The 17,367-nt window shown below is 60.1% G+C and carries 18 protein-coding genes; 8 read left to right on the top strand and 10 right to left on the bottom strand.

Annotated elements, in window-relative coordinates:
- Positions 1 to 2 precede the first annotated feature (2 nt).
- The 9 genes from KGA97_RS02975 to KGA97_RS02935 form a co-directional block, all read right to left on the bottom strand.
- Positions 3 to 884, bottom strand: coding sequence for a branched-chain amino acid ABC transporter permease (locus tag KGA97_RS02975; RefSeq protein WP_008043195.1), 882 nt, complete (start codon positions 882 to 884; stop codon positions 3 to 5).
- The gene (locus KGA97_RS02970; RefSeq protein ID WP_192417544.1) at positions 884 to 1,660 is read right to left on the bottom strand and encodes an ABC transporter ATP-binding protein; all 777 of its coding nucleotides are present in this window, start codon (positions 1,658 to 1,660) and stop codon (positions 884 to 886) included. The genes KGA97_RS02975 and KGA97_RS02970 overlap by 1 nt, the downstream gene beginning before the upstream one ends.
- Positions 1,657 to 2,562: an AMP-binding protein gene (locus tag KGA97_RS02965; RefSeq protein WP_223480190.1), complete on the bottom strand. Its 906-nt coding sequence runs from the start codon at positions 2,560 to 2,562 to the stop codon at positions 1,657 to 1,659. Before KGA97_RS02965 ends, KGA97_RS02970 begins: the two co-directional genes overlap by 4 nt.
- 502 nt (positions 2,563 to 3,064) lie before the next feature.
- On the bottom strand, positions 3,065 to 4,468 hold the full coding sequence (locus KGA97_RS02960) for an LLM class flavin-dependent oxidoreductase (protein WP_223480189.1): 1,404 nt from the start codon (positions 4,466 to 4,468) through the stop codon (positions 3,065 to 3,067).
- A 290-nt stretch (positions 4,469 to 4,758) separates the two neighbouring features.
- Positions 4,759 to 5,076, bottom strand: coding sequence for a hypothetical protein (locus KGA97_RS02955; protein ID WP_223480188.1), 318 nt, complete (start codon positions 5,074 to 5,076; stop codon positions 4,759 to 4,761).
- A 276-nt stretch (positions 5,077 to 5,352) separates the two neighbouring features.
- Positions 5,353 to 5,781 carry an acyl-CoA dehydrogenase gene (locus KGA97_RS02950; protein ID WP_223480187.1) on the bottom strand — a complete coding sequence of 143 codons (429 nt, stop codon included), beginning with the start codon at positions 5,779 to 5,781 and terminating at the stop codon, positions 5,353 to 5,355.
- Positions 5,782 to 5,791: 10 nt separating this feature from the next.
- Positions 5,792 to 6,994: an SfnB family sulfur acquisition oxidoreductase gene (locus KGA97_RS02945; RefSeq protein ID WP_223480186.1), complete on the bottom strand. Its 1,203-nt coding sequence runs from the start codon at positions 6,992 to 6,994 to the stop codon at positions 5,792 to 5,794.
- Between the two features lie 216 nt (positions 6,995 to 7,210).
- Positions 7,211 to 7,531 carry a hypothetical protein gene (locus KGA97_RS02940; protein ID WP_008043182.1) on the bottom strand — a complete coding sequence of 107 codons (321 nt, stop codon included), beginning with the start codon at positions 7,529 to 7,531 and terminating at the stop codon, positions 7,211 to 7,213.
- A gap of 161 nt (positions 7,532 to 7,692) precedes the next feature.
- Positions 7,693 to 8,256, bottom strand: coding sequence for a helix-turn-helix domain-containing protein (locus KGA97_RS02935; RefSeq protein ID WP_192417537.1), 564 nt, complete (start codon positions 8,254 to 8,256; stop codon positions 7,693 to 7,695).
- On the opposite strand from KGA97_RS02935, the gene KGA97_RS02930 reads away from it, so the two are divergent.
- The 7 genes from KGA97_RS02930 (at position 8,251) to KGA97_RS02900 (ending at position 16,276) form a co-directional block, all read left to right on the top strand.
- On the top strand, positions 8,251 to 9,270 hold the full coding sequence (locus tag KGA97_RS02930; RefSeq protein ID WP_223480185.1) for a DMT family transporter: 1,020 nt from the start codon (positions 8,251 to 8,253) through the stop codon (positions 9,268 to 9,270). The two genes, KGA97_RS02935 and KGA97_RS02930, sit on opposite strands and share 6 nt — an antisense overlap.
- Positions 9,271 to 10,212: 942 nt before the next feature.
- Complete coding sequence (locus KGA97_RS02925) at positions 10,213 to 13,131, top strand: monovalent cation/H+ antiporter subunit A (RefSeq protein WP_008043759.1); 2,919 nt, start codon at positions 10,213 to 10,215, stop codon at positions 13,129 to 13,131.
- Complete coding sequence (locus tag KGA97_RS02920) at positions 13,131 to 13,475, top strand: Na+/H+ antiporter subunit C (protein WP_008029186.1); 345 nt, start codon at positions 13,131 to 13,133, stop codon at positions 13,473 to 13,475. Before KGA97_RS02925 ends, KGA97_RS02920 begins: the two co-directional genes overlap by 1 nt.
- Complete coding sequence (locus KGA97_RS02915) at positions 13,472 to 15,157, top strand: monovalent cation/H+ antiporter subunit D (RefSeq protein WP_223480184.1); 1,686 nt, start codon at positions 13,472 to 13,474, stop codon at positions 15,155 to 15,157. Before KGA97_RS02920 ends, KGA97_RS02915 begins: the two co-directional genes overlap by 4 nt.
- Complete coding sequence (locus tag KGA97_RS02910; RefSeq protein WP_207286266.1) at positions 15,154 to 15,642, top strand: Na+/H+ antiporter subunit E; 489 nt, start codon at positions 15,154 to 15,156, stop codon at positions 15,640 to 15,642. The genes KGA97_RS02915 and KGA97_RS02910 overlap by 4 nt, the downstream gene beginning before the upstream one ends.
- Complete coding sequence (locus KGA97_RS02905) at positions 15,639 to 15,917, top strand: K+/H+ antiporter subunit F (RefSeq protein ID WP_008029179.1); 279 nt, start codon at positions 15,639 to 15,641, stop codon at positions 15,915 to 15,917. The genes KGA97_RS02910 and KGA97_RS02905 overlap by 4 nt, the downstream gene beginning before the upstream one ends.
- The gene (locus KGA97_RS02900) at positions 15,914 to 16,276 is read left to right on the top strand and encodes a Na+/H+ antiporter subunit G (RefSeq protein ID WP_008029177.1); all 363 of its coding nucleotides are present in this window, start codon (positions 15,914 to 15,916) and stop codon (positions 16,274 to 16,276) included. Before KGA97_RS02905 ends, KGA97_RS02900 begins: the two co-directional genes overlap by 4 nt.
- Before the next feature lie 102 nt (positions 16,277 to 16,378).
- Here the strand turns inward: KGA97_RS02900 and KGA97_RS02895 are convergent, their stop codons facing one another.
- Positions 16,379 to 16,816 (bottom strand): DUF3995 domain-containing protein, encoded by a 438-nt coding sequence (locus tag KGA97_RS02895; RefSeq protein ID WP_223480183.1) that lies wholly within the window; start codon positions 16,814 to 16,816, stop codon positions 16,379 to 16,381.
- A gap of 91 nt (positions 16,817 to 16,907) precedes the next feature.
- Between KGA97_RS02895 and KGA97_RS02890 the strand changes: the two genes are divergently transcribed.
- A complete protein-coding gene (locus KGA97_RS02890) occupies positions 16,908 to 17,294 on the top strand; it encodes a DUF2946 domain-containing protein (protein WP_008029173.1) in 387 nt (128 codons plus the stop codon).
- The last annotated feature ends 73 nt before the right edge of the window (positions 17,295 to 17,367 follow it).

The raw sequence follows: 17,367 nt of genomic DNA, 5'->3' as shown, positions 1-17,367 counted from the left end.
GTTCAGACTCGCTCGATGGCGCGCTCGCCGAACAGGCCGGCGGGACGGATGTACAGGAAGGCCAAGGCCAGGACATAGGCGAACCACGGGGTGATGCCGCCGCCGATCAGCGGACCGACGTAGACCTCGGCGAGGTTCTCCGCCGCGCCGACAATCAGCCCACCGACGATGGCCCCGCCAATCGAAGTGAAGCCACCGATGATCAGCACCGGCAGAGCCTTGAGCACCACCAGCGACAAGGAAAACTGCACGCCTTGGCGTGCGCCCCAGAGCAAACCCGCGACTAATCCGACAATGCCCGCGACGGCCCAGACGATCTGCCAGATCCGGTTGAGGTTGATGCCAATCGACAACGCGGCGGTGGTGTCATCCGCCACCGCCCGCAACGACACGCCGATGCGGGTCTTGTTGAACAGCAACGCCAGCACCGTCACCAGCACAATGGCCGCCGCCGCGGCGATCAGGTCGAACTGGCTGACCATCATCCCGCCGATGAACACCGGCACGTCGTCTATCCCTAAGTCCAGCGCCCGCACTTGCGAGCCCATCAAGCCTTGTGCCAGGCCTTCGATGATGAAGGACAGCCCAAGCGTGGCCATGAACAAGGTGATCTGCGAGCGATTGACCAGTGGCCGCAGCACCAGCCGTTCGATCAGCAACGCGCCGATGATCATCACCACCACGGTCAGCAACAGCGCCAGGGCAAACGGCACGCCCTGATCGTGCAAGCTGACGAAGGTCAGCGCGGCGAACAACAGCATCGCGCCCTGGGCAAAATTGAACACGCCGCTGGCCTTGTAGATCAGCACGAAGCCGATGGCGACCAGCGAATACATGGTCCCGGCGAGCAAGCCGCCGAGCAGGGTTTCGAAGAAGAACGTCATCAGTGCACCACTCCCAGATACGCCGCGATCACTTCGGGATCGGCCTGCACTTCGGCCGGCGTGCCGTCGCCGACTTTGCGCCCGTAATCAAGGACCACGACGTGGTCGGACAGGCCCATGACCACGCTCATGTCGTGCTCGATCAACACCACCGTGGTGCCAAGGTCGCGGTTGATGTCGGCGATGAAACGGGCCATTTCCTGTTTCTCTTCGGCGTTCATTCCGGCCATCGGCTCATCCAGCAGCAACAGGCGCGGGCCGGCGATCAAGGCGCGGCCGAGCTCTACGCGTTTTTGCAGGCCGTAGGACAGATTGCCCACCGGCACATCGCGATGCGCCTGCAGCTCAAGGAATTCGAGAATGCCCTGGGCTTGCTGGCGGAAGGCTTCGGCCTCGCGGCGTGCTCGCGGCAGGTTGAGTGCCTGTTCGATGAAGCTGCTGCGCAAGTGCCGCGACAGGCCGGTGAGGATGTTGTCGATCACGCTCATTTTCTTGAACAACGCGTTGTTCTGAAACGTGCGGCCAATGCCTCGGCGCGCAGCGGTCAACGGGTCGATGCGTTTGAACGGCTGTTGCTCAAAGACAATCGAACCGGCGTCGAAGCGGTACACGCCGTTCAGCACGTTGAGCAGCGAACTCTTGCCCGCGCCGTTGGGGCCGATCAGCGCGCAGATCTCGCCCCGACGCACGTCGAAGGACAGCTCGTTGATCGCTTTCACGCCTTTGAAGGACAGGGAAATGCCGCTGACTTGCAGGATGGAATCGGTCGAAGTCATGCGATGTCCTGTTTGAATTCAGTGAGCCAGGTTGGCGCGGCTTTCACCTCAGGCGTGCGCGTGGCTTGCCAGATGTAATGCAGGTTGTGAAAACCGAGCAGTCGCCGAACGCGGTTCTTGATCAGGCGTTGCAGGCCTTTTTCCGGGTGAGCGATGGCCCACTCGCAAAGTCGTCGACGCCAGGTGCCTTGCGCGGCGAGGCGACTGTCGATTTCCTCGGCCAGCAGTTGCAGGCGTTCGGCCGACAACAACAGCCCCGAAGGCGCCACCTCACGACGGTCGCGACTGGCACTGCCGGGGCTTTCCGGGAAAGCCAGGGAGTGGCCGCTGTTCAGCCATTGCTCAAGCAACACCGTCAGGCCGGCTTGCCATTGCGTGCCCTCTTCGCTCCACAGTTGCGCGTTCTGGCGCCAACGGTTGAGGCGCTGCGGAGTGTCGACCGGGCCAAGCAGGTCGTTGAAGTTGAGCAGCGTTTGGCCCTGATTGAGCCACAGTTGCCGGGTCTGCCGGCCTTGAACGAAGGCGTGGGTGGGCCCGCTGCGCCAGAGGGTTTTGTGCAGGGACTCGGGGTCGAGGTTGTCCGGCAGGGTCAGCAACTGCCCGCCGATGTGTTGTGCGGCCAGGGCCAGCAGCAACAGATTCGGTTCGAACGCGCCGCTGAGGACCAACCGCGAATCTTCGGTAAAACCTTGTTGGCGCAAGCCGTCGGCCAAGCGTTCGACATCGCGCAGTGCATCGATCCAGCGCCAGACAAACCACTGGCCATGGCGCTTGTGCCGCAGCGCCGGCTGCAACGGACTGACCTGCGCCCAGTGACGCAATTGCTCCAGCGCCGTGGGCAGCTCGACCCGCCACTCGGCGGTGTCCGCAAAGGGCGGACGTTTGAGTTCATGCACGCTCATGGGTTGACCTCCTGTTCATGGGCAAAAGCGTGCGGTGGTCCGCTGGGCCAAAATCTCTAAATCACCACCATCCCCTGTAGGAGCCGGCTTGCCGGCGATGGCGGCGTGACAGCCGACATCAATGCTGGATGTACCAGCCTCTTCGCGGGCAAGCCACGCTCCTACAGGTTTCGTGTCGCCAGTGATTTCCGTGCACGACACAAAATCCTGTAGGAGCCGGCTTGCTGGCGATAGCGGCGTGACAGCCGACATCAATGCTGGATGTACCGGCCCCTTCGCGGGCAAGCCCGCTCCTACAGGTTTCGCGTCGCCAGCGATATTTGTGCACGACACAAAACCCTGTAGGAGCCGGCTCGCCGGCGATAGCGGCGTGACAGCCGACATCAATGCTGGATGTACCGGCCTCTTCGCGGGCAAGCCACGCTCCTACAGGGTTTTGTGTCGTCCACGGAAATCACCGGCAACACGAATCCTGTAGGAGCCGGCTTGCCGGCGATGGCGTCTAGGCAGACACCACTTTCTTCCCCTGCTGCCGCAACCCCGCCAAATCCCGATACCCCGCCCCCGGATGTATCTCCGGCAACCGCGCGCCCTCCCCGAACAACTTCTCGCGCAAGGTCCCCGGTGCGTACTCGGTCTTGTAGACCCCACGCTTCTGCAACTCCGGCACCAGCAGTTCCACGGCGTCGATAAAGGTTTCGTGCGTCAGCGCATAGGCCAGGTTGAAGCCGTCCACATCGGTCTCTTCAACCCACTCCTGCAAAAGATCGGCAACCGTCTCGGGGCTGCCGACAAACAGCGGACCAAACCCGCCAATCCCGACCCAGTCGGCCAGTTCATTCGGCGTCCAGACCTTGTTCAGATCGGCCGTGGAGAACGCTTCCACCGCCGATTGGATGGCGTTGGTGTGCACATGCTTGAGCGGCTCATCCGGTTTGAACTGACTGAAATCGATCCCGGTCCAGCCCGAAATCAATGCCATCGCACCTTCGTAGCTGACCCAGGTTTTGTATTCCTCGAACTTGGCTTTGGCCTTGGCGTCGGTCTCACCGAGGATCACCGTCTGCAGATTGAAGATCAGGATCTTCGACGGATCACGCCCAGCCTCGGCGGCGCGACGACGAATGTCGGCCACGGTCTTTTTCAGCAGCACTTTCGACGGCGCTGCCACAAACACGCATTCGGCATGTTCAGCGGCGAACTGCTTGCCGCGACTCGATGCGCCGGCCTGGTACAGCACGGGCGTGCGTTGCGGTGACGGTTCGCAGAGGTGAATGCCCGGCACCTGGAAGTGTTTGCCGACGTGCTGGATTTCGTGGATTTTGCTCGGATCACTGAAAATCCGACGCTCGCGATCGCGCAGGATCGCGCCCTCTTCCCAACTGCCTTCCCAGAGTTTGTAGCAAACCTCCAGGTACTCTTCGGCGAAGTCGTAGCGGGCGTCGTGTTCGGTCTGGTTTTTCTGCCCGAGGTTCTTCGCGCCACTCTCCAGGTACGAGGTGACGATGTTCCAGCCGGCGCGGCCCTTGGTCAGGTGATCGAGGGTCGACAGGCGTCGGGCGAACGGATACGGGTGTTCAAACGACAGCGACGCAGTCAGGCCGAAACCCAGATGTTCGGTGACCAGCGCCATCGGCGGAATCAGTTGCAGCGGATCGTTGACCGGCACCTGCGCCGCCTGACGGATCGCCGCATCACCGTTGCCGTTGTAGACGTCGTAGATGCCAAGCACGTCGGCGATGAACAACCCGTCGAACTTGCCGCGCTCGAGGATTTTCGCCAGATCGGTCCAGTATTCGAGGTCTTTGTACTGCCATGAGCGGTCCCGTGGGTGTGCCCATAAACCGGGCGACTGGTGACCGACGCAGTTCATGTCGAAAGCGTTGAGGCGGATTTCACGAGGCATCAGGCAATACTCCTGAAACCGCGCAGGCGATAGTGCGATTAAAACGGGGAATAGCAGAAGTGGACAACATGACTTTCGGACTCCTGAAGGATATGAGAGTCCTAATGCAGGAGTCGCGCCATAATAGATAAGCCACTAAACTTCGACACTTCATGCCGTACGACAAGAAACAGGAATCCATCTGACAACACAAAATGCTGAACAACTGTTTGCAGAGCAACACCTGCGATTGAAAGCGCTCGAATCTGCAGGCAGACAAGAGCACTTATTTGCATATCAACTATTAATAATCAAGAACCAGGGTTTGCAACTGTAACGGCAGTCGACTTATGCCGCTCACTGCCGTCTGCATTTTCCAGATCATATCTAAACGCTACAGTTTTTTGGCCCTTTAGCTTTTCGTGGTTCTTTTCAATTTTAAAATTTGCTTGCTCGCCATCTTTTTTCACTTCGTGTGTACCTAACGAAAAATAATTAAGCTCCCCTGGCTTAAACCAGCCGTGAACAAGCTGACCATTTTTTGTATTTTTATTAGTAGACGGAGGAGTAGAAATTTCAAAGTTAAACTTCGTTACTTCCACCTTTGGAGCATCCAGTTCGTTTGACATTTCGCACTTCCCTTTAAAAATCAAATATAACTTTCGGATTGGTTCGGATTTCGACACCCAATCTGGGTTAGTGCATGCACTTGCACTGACTTATATATAAAACCGGTAATGCGAGGGCGTCTACTGTCAGAAATAACAGGTCAACATGCGTTTCAGACGAGTGGTAACGGAGGTTTAACTGGCCGCGTCGAGCACGAATTCGGCTACGACAAAGCCTGTCATTGCGACAGGCTTGGAGTTGTTATCGAAAAACTTTTTTATTTGTCCGGAAGCTTCCTAAGAAAACTTCGCCGGATGAATGCCATTCAGTCGAAAATTGCCAATAAGGTGAAGCTTCCAGCGCAACGGATCCTGCAGAGATCCAGGCAACACAGTGCGCTGCCCAGTCAGTTCGAATTCAGCATCGCTAACCGCGCTCAGCGCCTCGGCACTGGCAAGGTGAGACTCGGCAATGGCGACGCTGACCTCAGTGGCATCTTCATGGCTATTCAAAAAATCCTCCGCACGCTCTAGCAGCGCGGCGGCAACTTCGATGCGGATGTGCACATCGCCGAAGCGACTGATGACAAACGGATCGTCCGTGTTTTTGCTCTGCTGACGAACGAAGCGCAGGGTCGCATCGAGCAAGCTGCGCGCGTTGTGCAAGTCGTGCTGACTTTTGGCCAGGGGTTGCCCGGCAACAATCGGTTGGGTCAAGGCATTCATGGTGGACTCCTCAGTTCCAGGCGTGGCGCGCAGGCTTGACGCCGTTGAGCAGGTAGTTGCCGATCAGGTGGTATTTCCAGCGTGCCGGGTCGTGCAGCGTATGCGTGCGGGCGTTGCGCCAGTGGCGGTCAAGGTTGTGCTTGCCGAGCACCGAGCGGGTCCCGGCCAGCTCGAAAAGTTTGCTGCTGGCGAGCAGCGCGATTTCCGCCGAGAGAACTTTGGCCTGGGCGACCACCACCGAGGCGTGGGCCACCGTGTCTTCATTGGGATTGAGCAACGCCGCGTCGATGGCTTGCCCGGCTTTCTTGAGGATCGCTTCGGTGCCGTGGACCCGCCATTCGAGATCGCCGATGGCGGCGATACTGAACGGGTCCTGCCAACCGTGATCCTGTCCGCTGTCGATCCATGGCCGGGATTCACGGGCATAGCGCTTGGTTTCTTCCAGCGCGCCGACGGCGATGCCGGTGTCCACCGCTGCCTGGATGATCTGTGAAATCGGGCCGTCCGCAGTGGGTTCGTCAAACGCTTTGTGAGCAGGGATCACCGCACTCAACGGCACCTTAACCGCATTCAACGTGACGCCACCGCTGGCGGTGGTGCGCTGGCCAAAACCGTCCCAACTGTCGATCACGGTCAGGCCGGGATTGTCGCGCTCGATGAACGCGATGAACGCCTGGTTCTGCTCGTTGACCGCCACCGCCGGGACGATGTGCGCAAACAGCGCGCCGGTGCAGTAGAACTTCTCGCCGTCGATCTGCGCGGTGTCCTTGTCGAAACGAATGCGGGTTTCAAAGGCCCCGGCGTTTTTGCTTTTGGACTCGGAGAAAGCGTTGCCGAAACGGTAACCCTGCAAGACTTTACCGAAGTAGTAGCGCTTCTGCTCTTCGCTGGCGGTTTGCAGCAGGATGTCGAGCACGCCGAGGTGGTTTTGCGGGATCTGGCCAAGGGAAGAATCGGCGGCGGATATGATCTTGATCACTTCGGCGACGGTCACGTAGGAAACGCCGGCGCCACCGTATGCCTTGGGAACGGTGATGCCCCAGAGGCCGCTGGCGGAAAACTCGTCGAGCTCGGCGACCGGCAAGCGGCGCTCGCGATCACGCACGCTGGCCTCGACGGCGAAGCGTGCAGCGAGTTTGTGAGCGACGGCGATTGCCTCGGCATCCGAATGGATGACGTGGACGGTGCGAGGGGGTTGGGCTGAGATTGTCATTACGCGACTCCAGCGTCAGGTGAATACCCAAACACCTCTACAGAAGTCGTGCCAATATTTTGAATCCTTATTAATCAGCACGTTACCGACAAAACTTAAATGACTTAACTAAATGAAGCGAGACAATCTGTGGATTTACTGTTGCTCGACAAACACTTCTGACAGCAAAACGCTCGCCCCTTTCATAGAGGTCGAGCGCTTTGTTATTCCACTCAATCAAGAACGCAAGATCTCGTAATTTATTGAATCAGAGAGGTCTCCGGTCGCGTCATGCCAGATGATGTATTTGAACTGTTTGTTCGGCCCTACATGATCAAGCAAAGTACTTTTTGGTACTTTTACTTGATAATAACCATCGGTCGGCACGCCGAGCTTCAGCAGATACTCCTGACGCTCAATAAATACGCTGACATCTTCACGGGGAAAATTATTGTCGGGCTCAGGAATGAGGGCCGTAGCGCCATCCGCCGGAACATCTGTAAGTTTAATCACCCCACCTACAGCTTCTTTCATTTGGAGCGCTGGTAATAAAGCCATTTATCCAACTCCGTTCAGTGGACGGTCGGGCAAACCCTACCCGGCAGTCAGGGCAAGTCACGAGTACAACGTACTAAACGATATTTAAAGAACAATCACCCCGCCCGCCTACTGTCATAAATAACAGGTAGCGCATCATTTCAGATGAGCGGTATCCGAAATCAGATCACCACATTTCGCACAAATCGCGTCGCCACTTCCCCATCGTTGCGATAGGAATGAGGCTGGTTGCTGGCGAACATGAAAAACTCCCCCGCGCCGATGTTATGCGGCGTGTCGCGCACCATCAGCGTCAGGCAACCTTCGAACACGTAGATCTGTTCGCTCCAACCTTCTGCATCCGGTTGCGACGGATAAATCTCCCCCGGTTGCAGGCACCACTCCCACTGTTCCACTTCGCGGGTGGCGGTGGCTTTGGACAACAACACGGCTTTGCTGCCCGGAATCACCCCGGCCCAGGCCACTTCATTGATGCGGCTCGGGTCGCGGGCGTCCGGCGCCTGGATCAGGTCGCTGAAGGCCACATCCAGCGCTTCGGCCACGCGGTCGAGGGTGGTCAGGCTCACGTTCTTCTCGCCGGCCTCGATGGCCACCAGCATCCGGCGGCTGACCCCGGACTTTTCGGCGAGCGTGGTCTGGCTCATGTCGGCGGCGTGGCGCAGGCGCCGAACGTTCAGACTGACGTGCTGAAGGACCGAAGCCCGCTGCGTTGAATCTTTGTGCACTATATTGCTCACTTATCGGGGTTGGGCAGTATACTGCGCAACATTCGGCGCATTGTGCGTCGCCCTCAGGTAGCGCGCAAGGTCATGACGTCGTTGAATTCCTCCCCGGCTTCTTCCCGCAAATTCAGCAAGGCCGAGTGCGTGCTGGTGCTGATCACCATGGTCTGGGGCGGGACCTTCTTGCTGGTGCAGCACGCGATGACCGTCAGCGGCCCGATGTTCTTCGTCGGCCTGCGCTTTGCCGCCGCCGCGTGCATCGTCGCCCTGTTCTCCTGGCGTCATCTGCGGGAAATGACCCTGTTCGAACTCAAGGCCGGCGCCTTTATCGGCGTGGCGATCATGCTTGGCTACGGCTTGCAGACCGTCGGGTTGCAGAGCATTCCAAGCAGTCAGTCGGCCTTTATTACCGCGCTGTACGTACCCTTCGTGCCGTTGCTGCAATGGCTGGTGCTGGGGCGGCGTCCGGGGTTGATGCCGAGCATCGGGATCATGCTGGCGTTTACCGGGTTGATGTTGCTGTCGGGGCCCGCGGGCGCTTCGTTCAACTTCAGTCCGGGTGAAATCGCCACGCTGATCAGCGCCATCGCGATTGCCGCGGAGATCATCCTGATCAGCACCTACGCCGGCCAGGTCGATGTGCGCCGGGTGACGGTGGTGCAATTGGCGACCACTTCGGTGTTGTCGTTCTTGCTGGTGGTGCCGACTCAGGAAGTCATTCCTGACTTTTCATGGTTTTTGCTGTGCAGCGCGCTGGGCCTCGGTGCGGCGAGTGCGGCGATTCAGGTGGCGATGAACTGGGCGCAGAAGAGCGTTTCTCCGACGCGGGCGACGTTGATCTATGCCGGTGAACCGGTGTGGGCCGGGATCGTTGGGCGAATCGCCGGGGAGCGGTTGCCGGCGATTGCGTTGGTGGGCGCGGGGTTGATTGTGGCGGCGGTGATTGTGAGTGAATTGAAGACCAAGGGTAAGGCTGCTGCGGTTGAGGAAGAGTTGGAGCGCGAGACTCAGGGGTAAGTCTCAAGATTTGAAGCGCCTGATAAATCGTCTTCACCCCTTGCGACCACATCGACCTTCACCGCTTTGCCGTACAACCCGACATCCCGCTGCTCGACGCTGCGGAACATGCCAAACATATGATCGGCACCGCGCTCACGGGGACAGGCCTCTATTGACGGCATGCACGCCGCTCAAGCGGAAGGTGACGCATGAACCCGTACATATCGATGACCAACAATGAGTGCGATATCCCGGTGTTGCTGGTCGCCATGTACACATCCCTCCTGTAGGAGCTGGCTTGCCGGCGATGGACGTCAACGATAACGCGGGCTGTCTGAATGAATGCGTTGTCCGGACGTTTTTCGCGGGCAAGCCTCGCTCCTACAGGGAACCCCATACGCTTTTGATTCCCACCACTCATCAGGCCGAGCGTTAGCTCGCCTTCAGCTTTTGATCTGAGCGCCCCCTCGAGAGGCCGAGCGCAGGTTCTGCGCAGTGGGCAACCCGGCATGGATGCCGGGTTAGCCGCCCCCGGCCATGGATGGCCGATGGCGGCGCGCCCACGGAGCAGGACCGGAGCGAGGGCATGCCGAGCATTAGCGAGGCACCGAACGAAAGGGGCAAGAGCCCTTGGTTACTTGGGGCTTTTCCAAGTGACTCGCCGTAAGGGCGAAACCATAAGTGGCCGTCACCGCAGCAATGGATAAGGACGCCATCGTCGGAACGCCGCCCGCAGCAAGCCGGCTCCTACAAGGGATCGGATGTATCCGCAAAACCTCGCCTTAACCTGTGGGAGCGAGCTGGCTCACAAAGGGTCCAGCCCCGTTGAACACAGCCCCCTGAAACAATGTGAATCAGGCTTTTTCCGTCTACCTTGTAGGATTCTGCCACAGCTTGCCGTTTGGTGATCCGGGGACTGGCACGTATGATGCTTCACAAACTTCCGCAGATTAGAAGCCTATGTCCCTGATAGTTCTACTGCTTCTGCCCTTTGTCGGCAGCTGTCTGGCAGCCGTGCTGCCGCACAACGCGCGTAACACTGAATCTTTGTTGGCTGGCGTCGTTGCCCTCATAGGCACCGTCCAGGTAGCACTCCTGTACCCGCAGATCGCCGATGGTGGCGTCATTCGCGAAGAGTTTTTCTGGCTACCCAGCCTCGGCCTGAACTTTGTTCTGCGCATGGACGGGTTTGCCTGGCTGTTCTCGATGCTGGTGCTGGGCATCGGCACGCTGGTGTCGTTGTATGCCCGCTATTACATGTCGCCGGATGACCCGGTGCCGCGGTTCTTCGCGTTTTTCCTGGCGTTCATGGGCGCCATGCTCGGCCTGGTGATTTCCGGCAACCTGATCCAGATCGTGTTTTTCTGGGAGCTGACCAGCCTCTTTTCATTCCTGTTGATCGGCTATTGGCACCACCGCGCCGATGCGCGACGCGGCGCTTACATGGCGCTGATGGTCACCGGCGCGGGCGGTTTGTGCCTGCTGGCGGGGGTCATGCTGCTTGGCCATGTGGTCGGCAGCTATGACCTGGATAAGGTCCTGGCCGCCGGCGATCTGATTCGCGCACATGCCCTCTACCCTCTTCTGCTTCCCCTGATTCTGATCGGCGCCCTGAGTAAAAGCGCGCAATTCCCCTTCCACTTCTGGCTGCCCCACGCGATGGCGGCGCCGACACCGGTCTCTGCGTATTTGCACTCGGCGACCATGGTCAAGGCTGGGGTGTTTCTGCTGGCGCGGCTGTGGCCGTCGTTGTCCGGCAGTGAGGAATGGTTCTACATCGTCAGCGGCGCCGGTGCCTGCACCCTGTTACTCGGCGCGTACTGCGCGATGTTCCAGAACGACCTCAAAGGCCTGCTCGCGTACTCGACCATCAGCCACCTAGGCCTGATCACCCTGCTGCTGGGCCTGAACAGTCCACTGGCTGCCGTGGCCGCCGTGTTTCACATCCTCAACCACGCCACCTTTAAGGCATCGCTGTTCATGGCCGCCGGGATCATCGACCACGAAAGCGGCACCCGCGACATTCGCAAACTCAGCGGCCTGATCAAACTGATTCCGTTCACCGCGACGTTGGCCATGGTCGCCAGTGCCTCGATGGCGGGCGTGCCGTTGCTCAACGGTTTCCTGTCGAAAGAGATGTTCTTCGCCGAAACGGTATTCATCAACGCGACCGCCTGGATCGAGTTGACCCTGCCCATCGTCGCGACCATCGCCGGCACGTTCAGCGTCGCCTATTCACTGCGCTTCACGGTTGATGTGTTCTTCGGCCCGACCGCCACCGACCTGCCGCACACCCCGCACGAACCGCCACGCTGGATGCGTGCACCGGTGGAATTGCTGGTGTTCACCTGCCTGATCGTGGGGATTTTCCCGGCACAAGTGGTCGGCTCGTTACTGGCTGCCGCTGCCCTGCCCGTCGTTGGCGGCACCTTGCCTGAATACAGCCTGGCGATCTGGCACGGCTGGAACGCGCCGATGATCATGAGCCTGGTAGCCATGTCCGGCGGCATCGTGCTCTACCTGCTGCTGCGCAACCAGTTCAAGCACGGGCGTTTCAAATACCCGCCGGTCATTGGCCTGTTCAACGGCAAGCGTCTGTTCGAGCGCAGCCTGGTGATCATGATGCGCCTGGCCCGTCGCCTGGAGCGGCGGATCAGCACCAGACGCCTGCAAACCCAGCTGTTCCTGATGGTGCTCGCCGCCGTGCTGGCCGGGTTGATCCCGATGCTGCACAGCAGCCTGAGCTGGGGTGACCGGCCGAAGATTCCGGGCTCGATCGTGTTCGTGACCTTGTGGCTGCTGGCGATTGCCTGTGCCCTCGGCGCGGCGTGGCAAGCCAAGTATCACCGGCTCGCGGCACTGACCATGGTCAGCGTCTGTGGACTGATGACCTGCGTCACCTTCGTCTGGTTCTCCGCGCCCGATCTGGCGCTGACGCAACTGGTGGTTGAAGTGGTGACCACGGTGCTGATACTGCTGGGCCTGCGTTGGTTGCCGCGACGGATCGAAGAGGTCTCGCCGCTGCCGAGCAGCCTGCGCAAGGCACGCATCCGGCGTCTGCGCGACTTGCTGCTGTCGATCGCTGTCGGCGGCGGCATGGCGTTGCTGTCGTACGCAATGCTGACGCGCCAGACGCCCAACGATATTTCCTCGTTCTACCTCAGCCGAGCCCTGCCGGAAGGTGGCGGCAGCAACGTGGTCAACGTGATGCTGGTGGACTTCCGTGGCTTCGACACCCTCGGCGAAATCACCGTGCTGGTGGCTGTGGCGCTGACCGTGTTCGCGCTGTTGCGACGCTTCCGCCCGCCGAAAGAAAGCCTGCAACTGCCGGCGCAACAACGCTTGCTCGCGCCCGACGTGGTCACCGATCTGGTCAACCCACGTCACGCCAGCGACACCGCGCTCGGCTTCATGATGGTCCCGGCGGTGCTGGTGCGCATGCTGTTGCCGATTGCGTTCGTGGTCTCGATCTACCTGTTCATGCGCGGCCACAACCAGCCGGGCGGCGGGTTTGTCGCGGGGCTGGTGATGTCGGTGGCGTTCATCCTGCAATACATGGTCGCCGGCACGCAGTGGGTCGAGGCACAAATGAGCCTGCGCCCACTGCGCTGGATGGGCACCGGTTTGCTGTTCGCCACGGTCACCGGGCTCGGGGCGATGGCGGTCGGCTATCCGTTCCTGACCACCCACACCTGGCATGCCGAACTGCCGGTATTGGGCGACATTCACATCGCCAGCGCACTGTTCTTCGACATCGGCGTGTACTCGGTGGTGGTCGGCTCGACGCTGTTGATCCTCACCGCCCTCGGCCACCAATCGGTACGCGGCCATAAAACCGCTGCCCAGCCCAGATCCGTCGCCACGAAAGGAGCCGTCTGATGGAAGAAGTCATCGCAATCGCCATCGGCGTACTGGCCGCGTCCGGTGTATGGCTGGTGCTACGGCCACGGACGTTCCAGGTGGTCATGGGCCTGTGCCTGCTGTCGTACGGCGTCAATCTGTTCATCTTTAGCATGGGCAGTCTGTTCATCGGCAAAGAGCCGAACATCAAGGACGGCGTGCCGCAAGATCTGTTGCATTACACCGACCCGCTGCCACAAGCGCTGGTGCTGACCGCCATCGTGATCAGCTTCGCCATGACCGCGCTGTTTCTCGTCGTGCTGCTGGCTTCGCGTGGCTTGACCGGCACCGACCATGTGGATGGCCGGGAGCCTAAAGAATGAATGCGATGACGCACCTGATCGCCGCACCGATTCTGTTGCCGCTGCTGACCGCCGCCATCATGCTGATGCTGGGCGAGAAGCACCGCCCGCTGAAGGCTAAAATCAACCTGCTCTCCAGCCTCTTGGGGCTGGGCATCGCCGTGCTGTTGCTGCAATGGACGCAAACCACTGATGTGCCCGGCTCCATCGGCGTCTACCTGCCGGGCAACTGGCAAGTACCGTTCGGGATCGTGCTGGTGGTCGATCGCCTGTCCGCGCTGATGCTGGTACTGACCGGGATCATCGGCGTCAGCGCCCTGCTGTTCGCGATGGCCCGATGGGACGGCGCCGGTTCGAGTTTCCACGCGCTGTTCCAGATCCAGATGATGGGTTTGTATGGCGCGTTCCTGACGGCGGACCTGTTCAACCTGTTCGTGTTTTTCGAGGTGCTGCTGGCGGCATCTTACGGCCTGATGCTCCACGGTTCGGGCCGGGCGCGGGTGTCGTCGGGGTTGCATTACATCTCGATCAATCTGCTGGCCTCTTCGCTGTTCCTGATTGGCGCGGCGCTGATCTACGGCGTCACCGGCACCCTGAACATGGCTGACCTGGCGCTGAAAATCCCGCTGGTGCCGGAAGCCGATCGCGGCTTGCTGCATGCCGGCGCGGCGATTCTCGCTGTGGCGTTCCTGGCCAAGGCCGGGATGTGGCCGCTGAATTTCTGGCTGGTGCCGGCCTATTCCTCGGCCAGCGCGCCGGTGGCGGCGATGTTCGCGATCATGACCAAGGTTGGCGTCTACACCTTGCTGCGCCTGTGGACCTTGCTGTTCTCCGGCCAGGCCGGCGCGTCGGCGTATTTTGGCGGCGACTGGCTGATCTACGGCGGCATGGCAACCATCGTCTGCGCCGCCGTGGCGATCCTCGCCGCGCAACGTCTGGAACGCATGGCCAGCCTGAGCATTCTGGTGTCGGCAGGGATTCTGCTGTCGGCCATCGGTTTCGCCCAGCCGAACCTGATCGGCGCGGCGCTGTTCTATCTCGTCAGCTCGACCCTGGCGTTGAGCGCGTTGTTCCTGCTGGCCGAGTTGATCGAACGTTCGCGCTCGGCCAATGAAATGCCGTTGTTCGATGACGCCGACCTGATTGCGCGGCCGATGGAATCCCTGCAACCGCCCAAAGGCATCAACCTCGACGATGAACAGAAAGCCGTGGTCGGCCAGGTGATTCCATGGACCATGGCGTTTCTCGGCTTGAGCTTCATCGCTTGCGCGTTGCTGATCATCGGCATGCCGCCGCTGTCCGGCTTTATCGGCAAACTCGGTTTACTGCACGCCCTGCTCAACCCGCTGGGCCTGGGCAATGGCGCGGATGAACCGGTGTCGAACGCCGCGTGGGGTTTGTTGGCGTTGCTGATTCTCTCCGGGCTGGCGTCGTTGATTGCCTTCTCGCGCCTGGGCATCCAGCGTTTCTGGACGCCTGAAGAACGGCCATCACCCTTGCTGCGACGGCTCGAATGCGTGCCGATCATCGCGCTGTTGGGCCTGAGCATTCTGCTGACCTTCAAGGCCGAGCCGCTGCTGCGTTACACCCAGGCCGCCGCACAAACCTTGAACAATCCGCAGCAATACGTGATGGCGGTGCTTGGCACCCGGGCAGTTCCGAGTCCGGAAGCCAAAGCCGCACTCGCGGAGGTGCAACCATGAAGCGTCTGTTTCCTGCACCTTGGTTGTCGCTGGCGCTGTGGTTGTTGTGGCTGGTGCTGAACCTGTCGATAAGCCCCGGCAATCTGCTACTGGGTGCCGTGCTCGGGTTTTGTGCGCCGTTGATGATGCGCAAGTTGCGCCCCCTGCCGATCCGCATTCGGCGTCCCGGCGTGATTCTGCGTTTGTTCTTGATCGTCGGTCGCGACGTGCTGGTCTCCAACCTTGCTGTGGCCTGGGGTGTCTTGAACGCCGGTCGACGCCCGCCGCGCTCGCGGTTCATCAAGGTGCCGCTGGATTTGCGCGACGCCAACGGCCTGGCGGCACTGGCGATGATCTGCACGGTGGTGCCCGGTACGGTCTGGTCCGAACTGGCGCTGGACCGCAGCATTTTGTTGCTGCACGTCTTCGATCTGGATGACGAAGCGCTGTTCATCGAGCATTTCAAGGTGACCTACGAACGCCCGTTGATGGAGATTTTCGAATGAGCCCGTTGCTGTCGAATGCGGTTCTGCTGAGCCTGTTCATTTTTTCGCTGGCGATGGTCCTGACCCTGATCCGCCTGTTCAAAGGGCCGTCGGCGCAGGACCGGGTTCTGGCGCTGGATTACCTGTACATCATCGCGATGCTGATGATGCTGACACTGGGTATTCGTTATGCCAGTGACACGTACTTCGAAGCGGCGCTGCTGATCGCGCTGTTCGGCTTCGTCGGCTCGTTTGCCCTGGCGAAATTCCTGCTGCGTGGCGAGGTGATCGAATGAACGCTGAACTGTCTCTGTGGGTGGAAATCCCGGTGGCGATCCTGCTGGTACTCAGCAGTGTTTTTGCGCTGATCGGGGCGATCGGGCTGGTGCGTATGAAGGATTATTTTCAACGCATGCACCCGCCGGCGCTGGCCTCGACATTGGGTGCGTGGTGCGTGGCGCTGGGGTCGATCATCTACTTTTCGGCGCTCAAGTCCGGGCCGGTGCTGCATGCCTGGCTGATCCCGATCCTGTTGGCGATTACGGTGCCGGTGACCACGCTGCTGCTGGCGCGGGCGGCGTTGTTCCGCAAGCGCATGGCGGGGGATGATGTGCCGGCTGAGGTGAGTAGCCGGCGGACGGAGAGTGGGAGTTAGTCCCCTGAGTTTGTGTTGATTATTCGGGCCTCATCGCCGGCAAGCCGGCTCCTACAAAGGGTTTGTGTTCACCTGTAGGAGCCGGCTTGCCGGCGATGCTTTTCAAATCCAGGCAACGACCAACAACCCCGCCCCCAACACCACACACAACGGCGAATACACCCACGTATCCAGCCGGGCAAATTCCGATCCCTTGACCTGCTTGAAAAACCCCACCAGGTTCGAATCGCCGATCGCCCGGGCAAACATCAGCATCGCAATGGCGCTGATCACCCATTGCAGCGATTGATGGGGCACCGCCGGCACCCACCAGCCAACGCGCAAACACACCAGCGCTGCAATCAGCAGCAATCCGAAAGCCACCAATAACGTCAGCCACCTCGAAGGCTTGAACGCGGGTCGCGATTGCGCGCCGTCCTCCCCCGGCACTTGCGGCACGGCCGCCACGAAAGCCCACTGGCCACCCAGCGCCCAGTAGACATGTATCAGGCTTATCACCGCGAAGATCGTCACCAGCCACTGAGCCAACACAAACGTCATGTCGAGGATCCTTGAAAGTGAATTAACAGAATCATCCTAGTCGGCATTTTTAGAAGTGCGCGGCTGATCAACGGTGGTAAAGTGCCACCCCATGAAACTCGCCCGGACCGATCGCTCACTCATTGCATGGATGCTTTATTGCTGCGTCCTGTTCAATGTGTTCGCCTGCAGCATCGGTCACGGACAAATGGTCGGGGCGCAGCTCAACGGCCTCGGCGGTCAGTTCTGTACGGTTGACCCTCGCACTCAGGCACCTGCTTCCTCAAACACGTCCGAGGAGCAACTGCCGACCCTGTCGAAAGCCTTCGGCTGCCCGTTGTGCTCCACCGGAGGCATGGGCCCGGCGCTCAATTCCAGCCTGACCCTGGCGATCCTCCCGCAAACACACAGTCCACCCTTGGCGGTCGTCGCCAACGCCGACCTCCCTGCCCGCTTCACCTGGCCTTCGGCCAACCCCCGCGCCCCGCCGTTCGCCTGAATCCTTCGCCATTCAATCAGCTCACTTCGCCAACGCGAGGCGTTCGCCTGTGCGCTGTTTCCTAGCAAGCATT

Origin of the sequence: Pseudomonas sp. BF-B-15 (genome assembly GCF_019946675.1) — a bacterium.
GTDB lineage: Bacteria > Pseudomonadota > Gammaproteobacteria > Pseudomonadales > Pseudomonadaceae > Aquipseudomonas > Aquipseudomonas migulae.
Note: the sequence above shows the minus strand (reverse complement) of the source record. Positions and strands in the feature narration are given on the sequence as shown.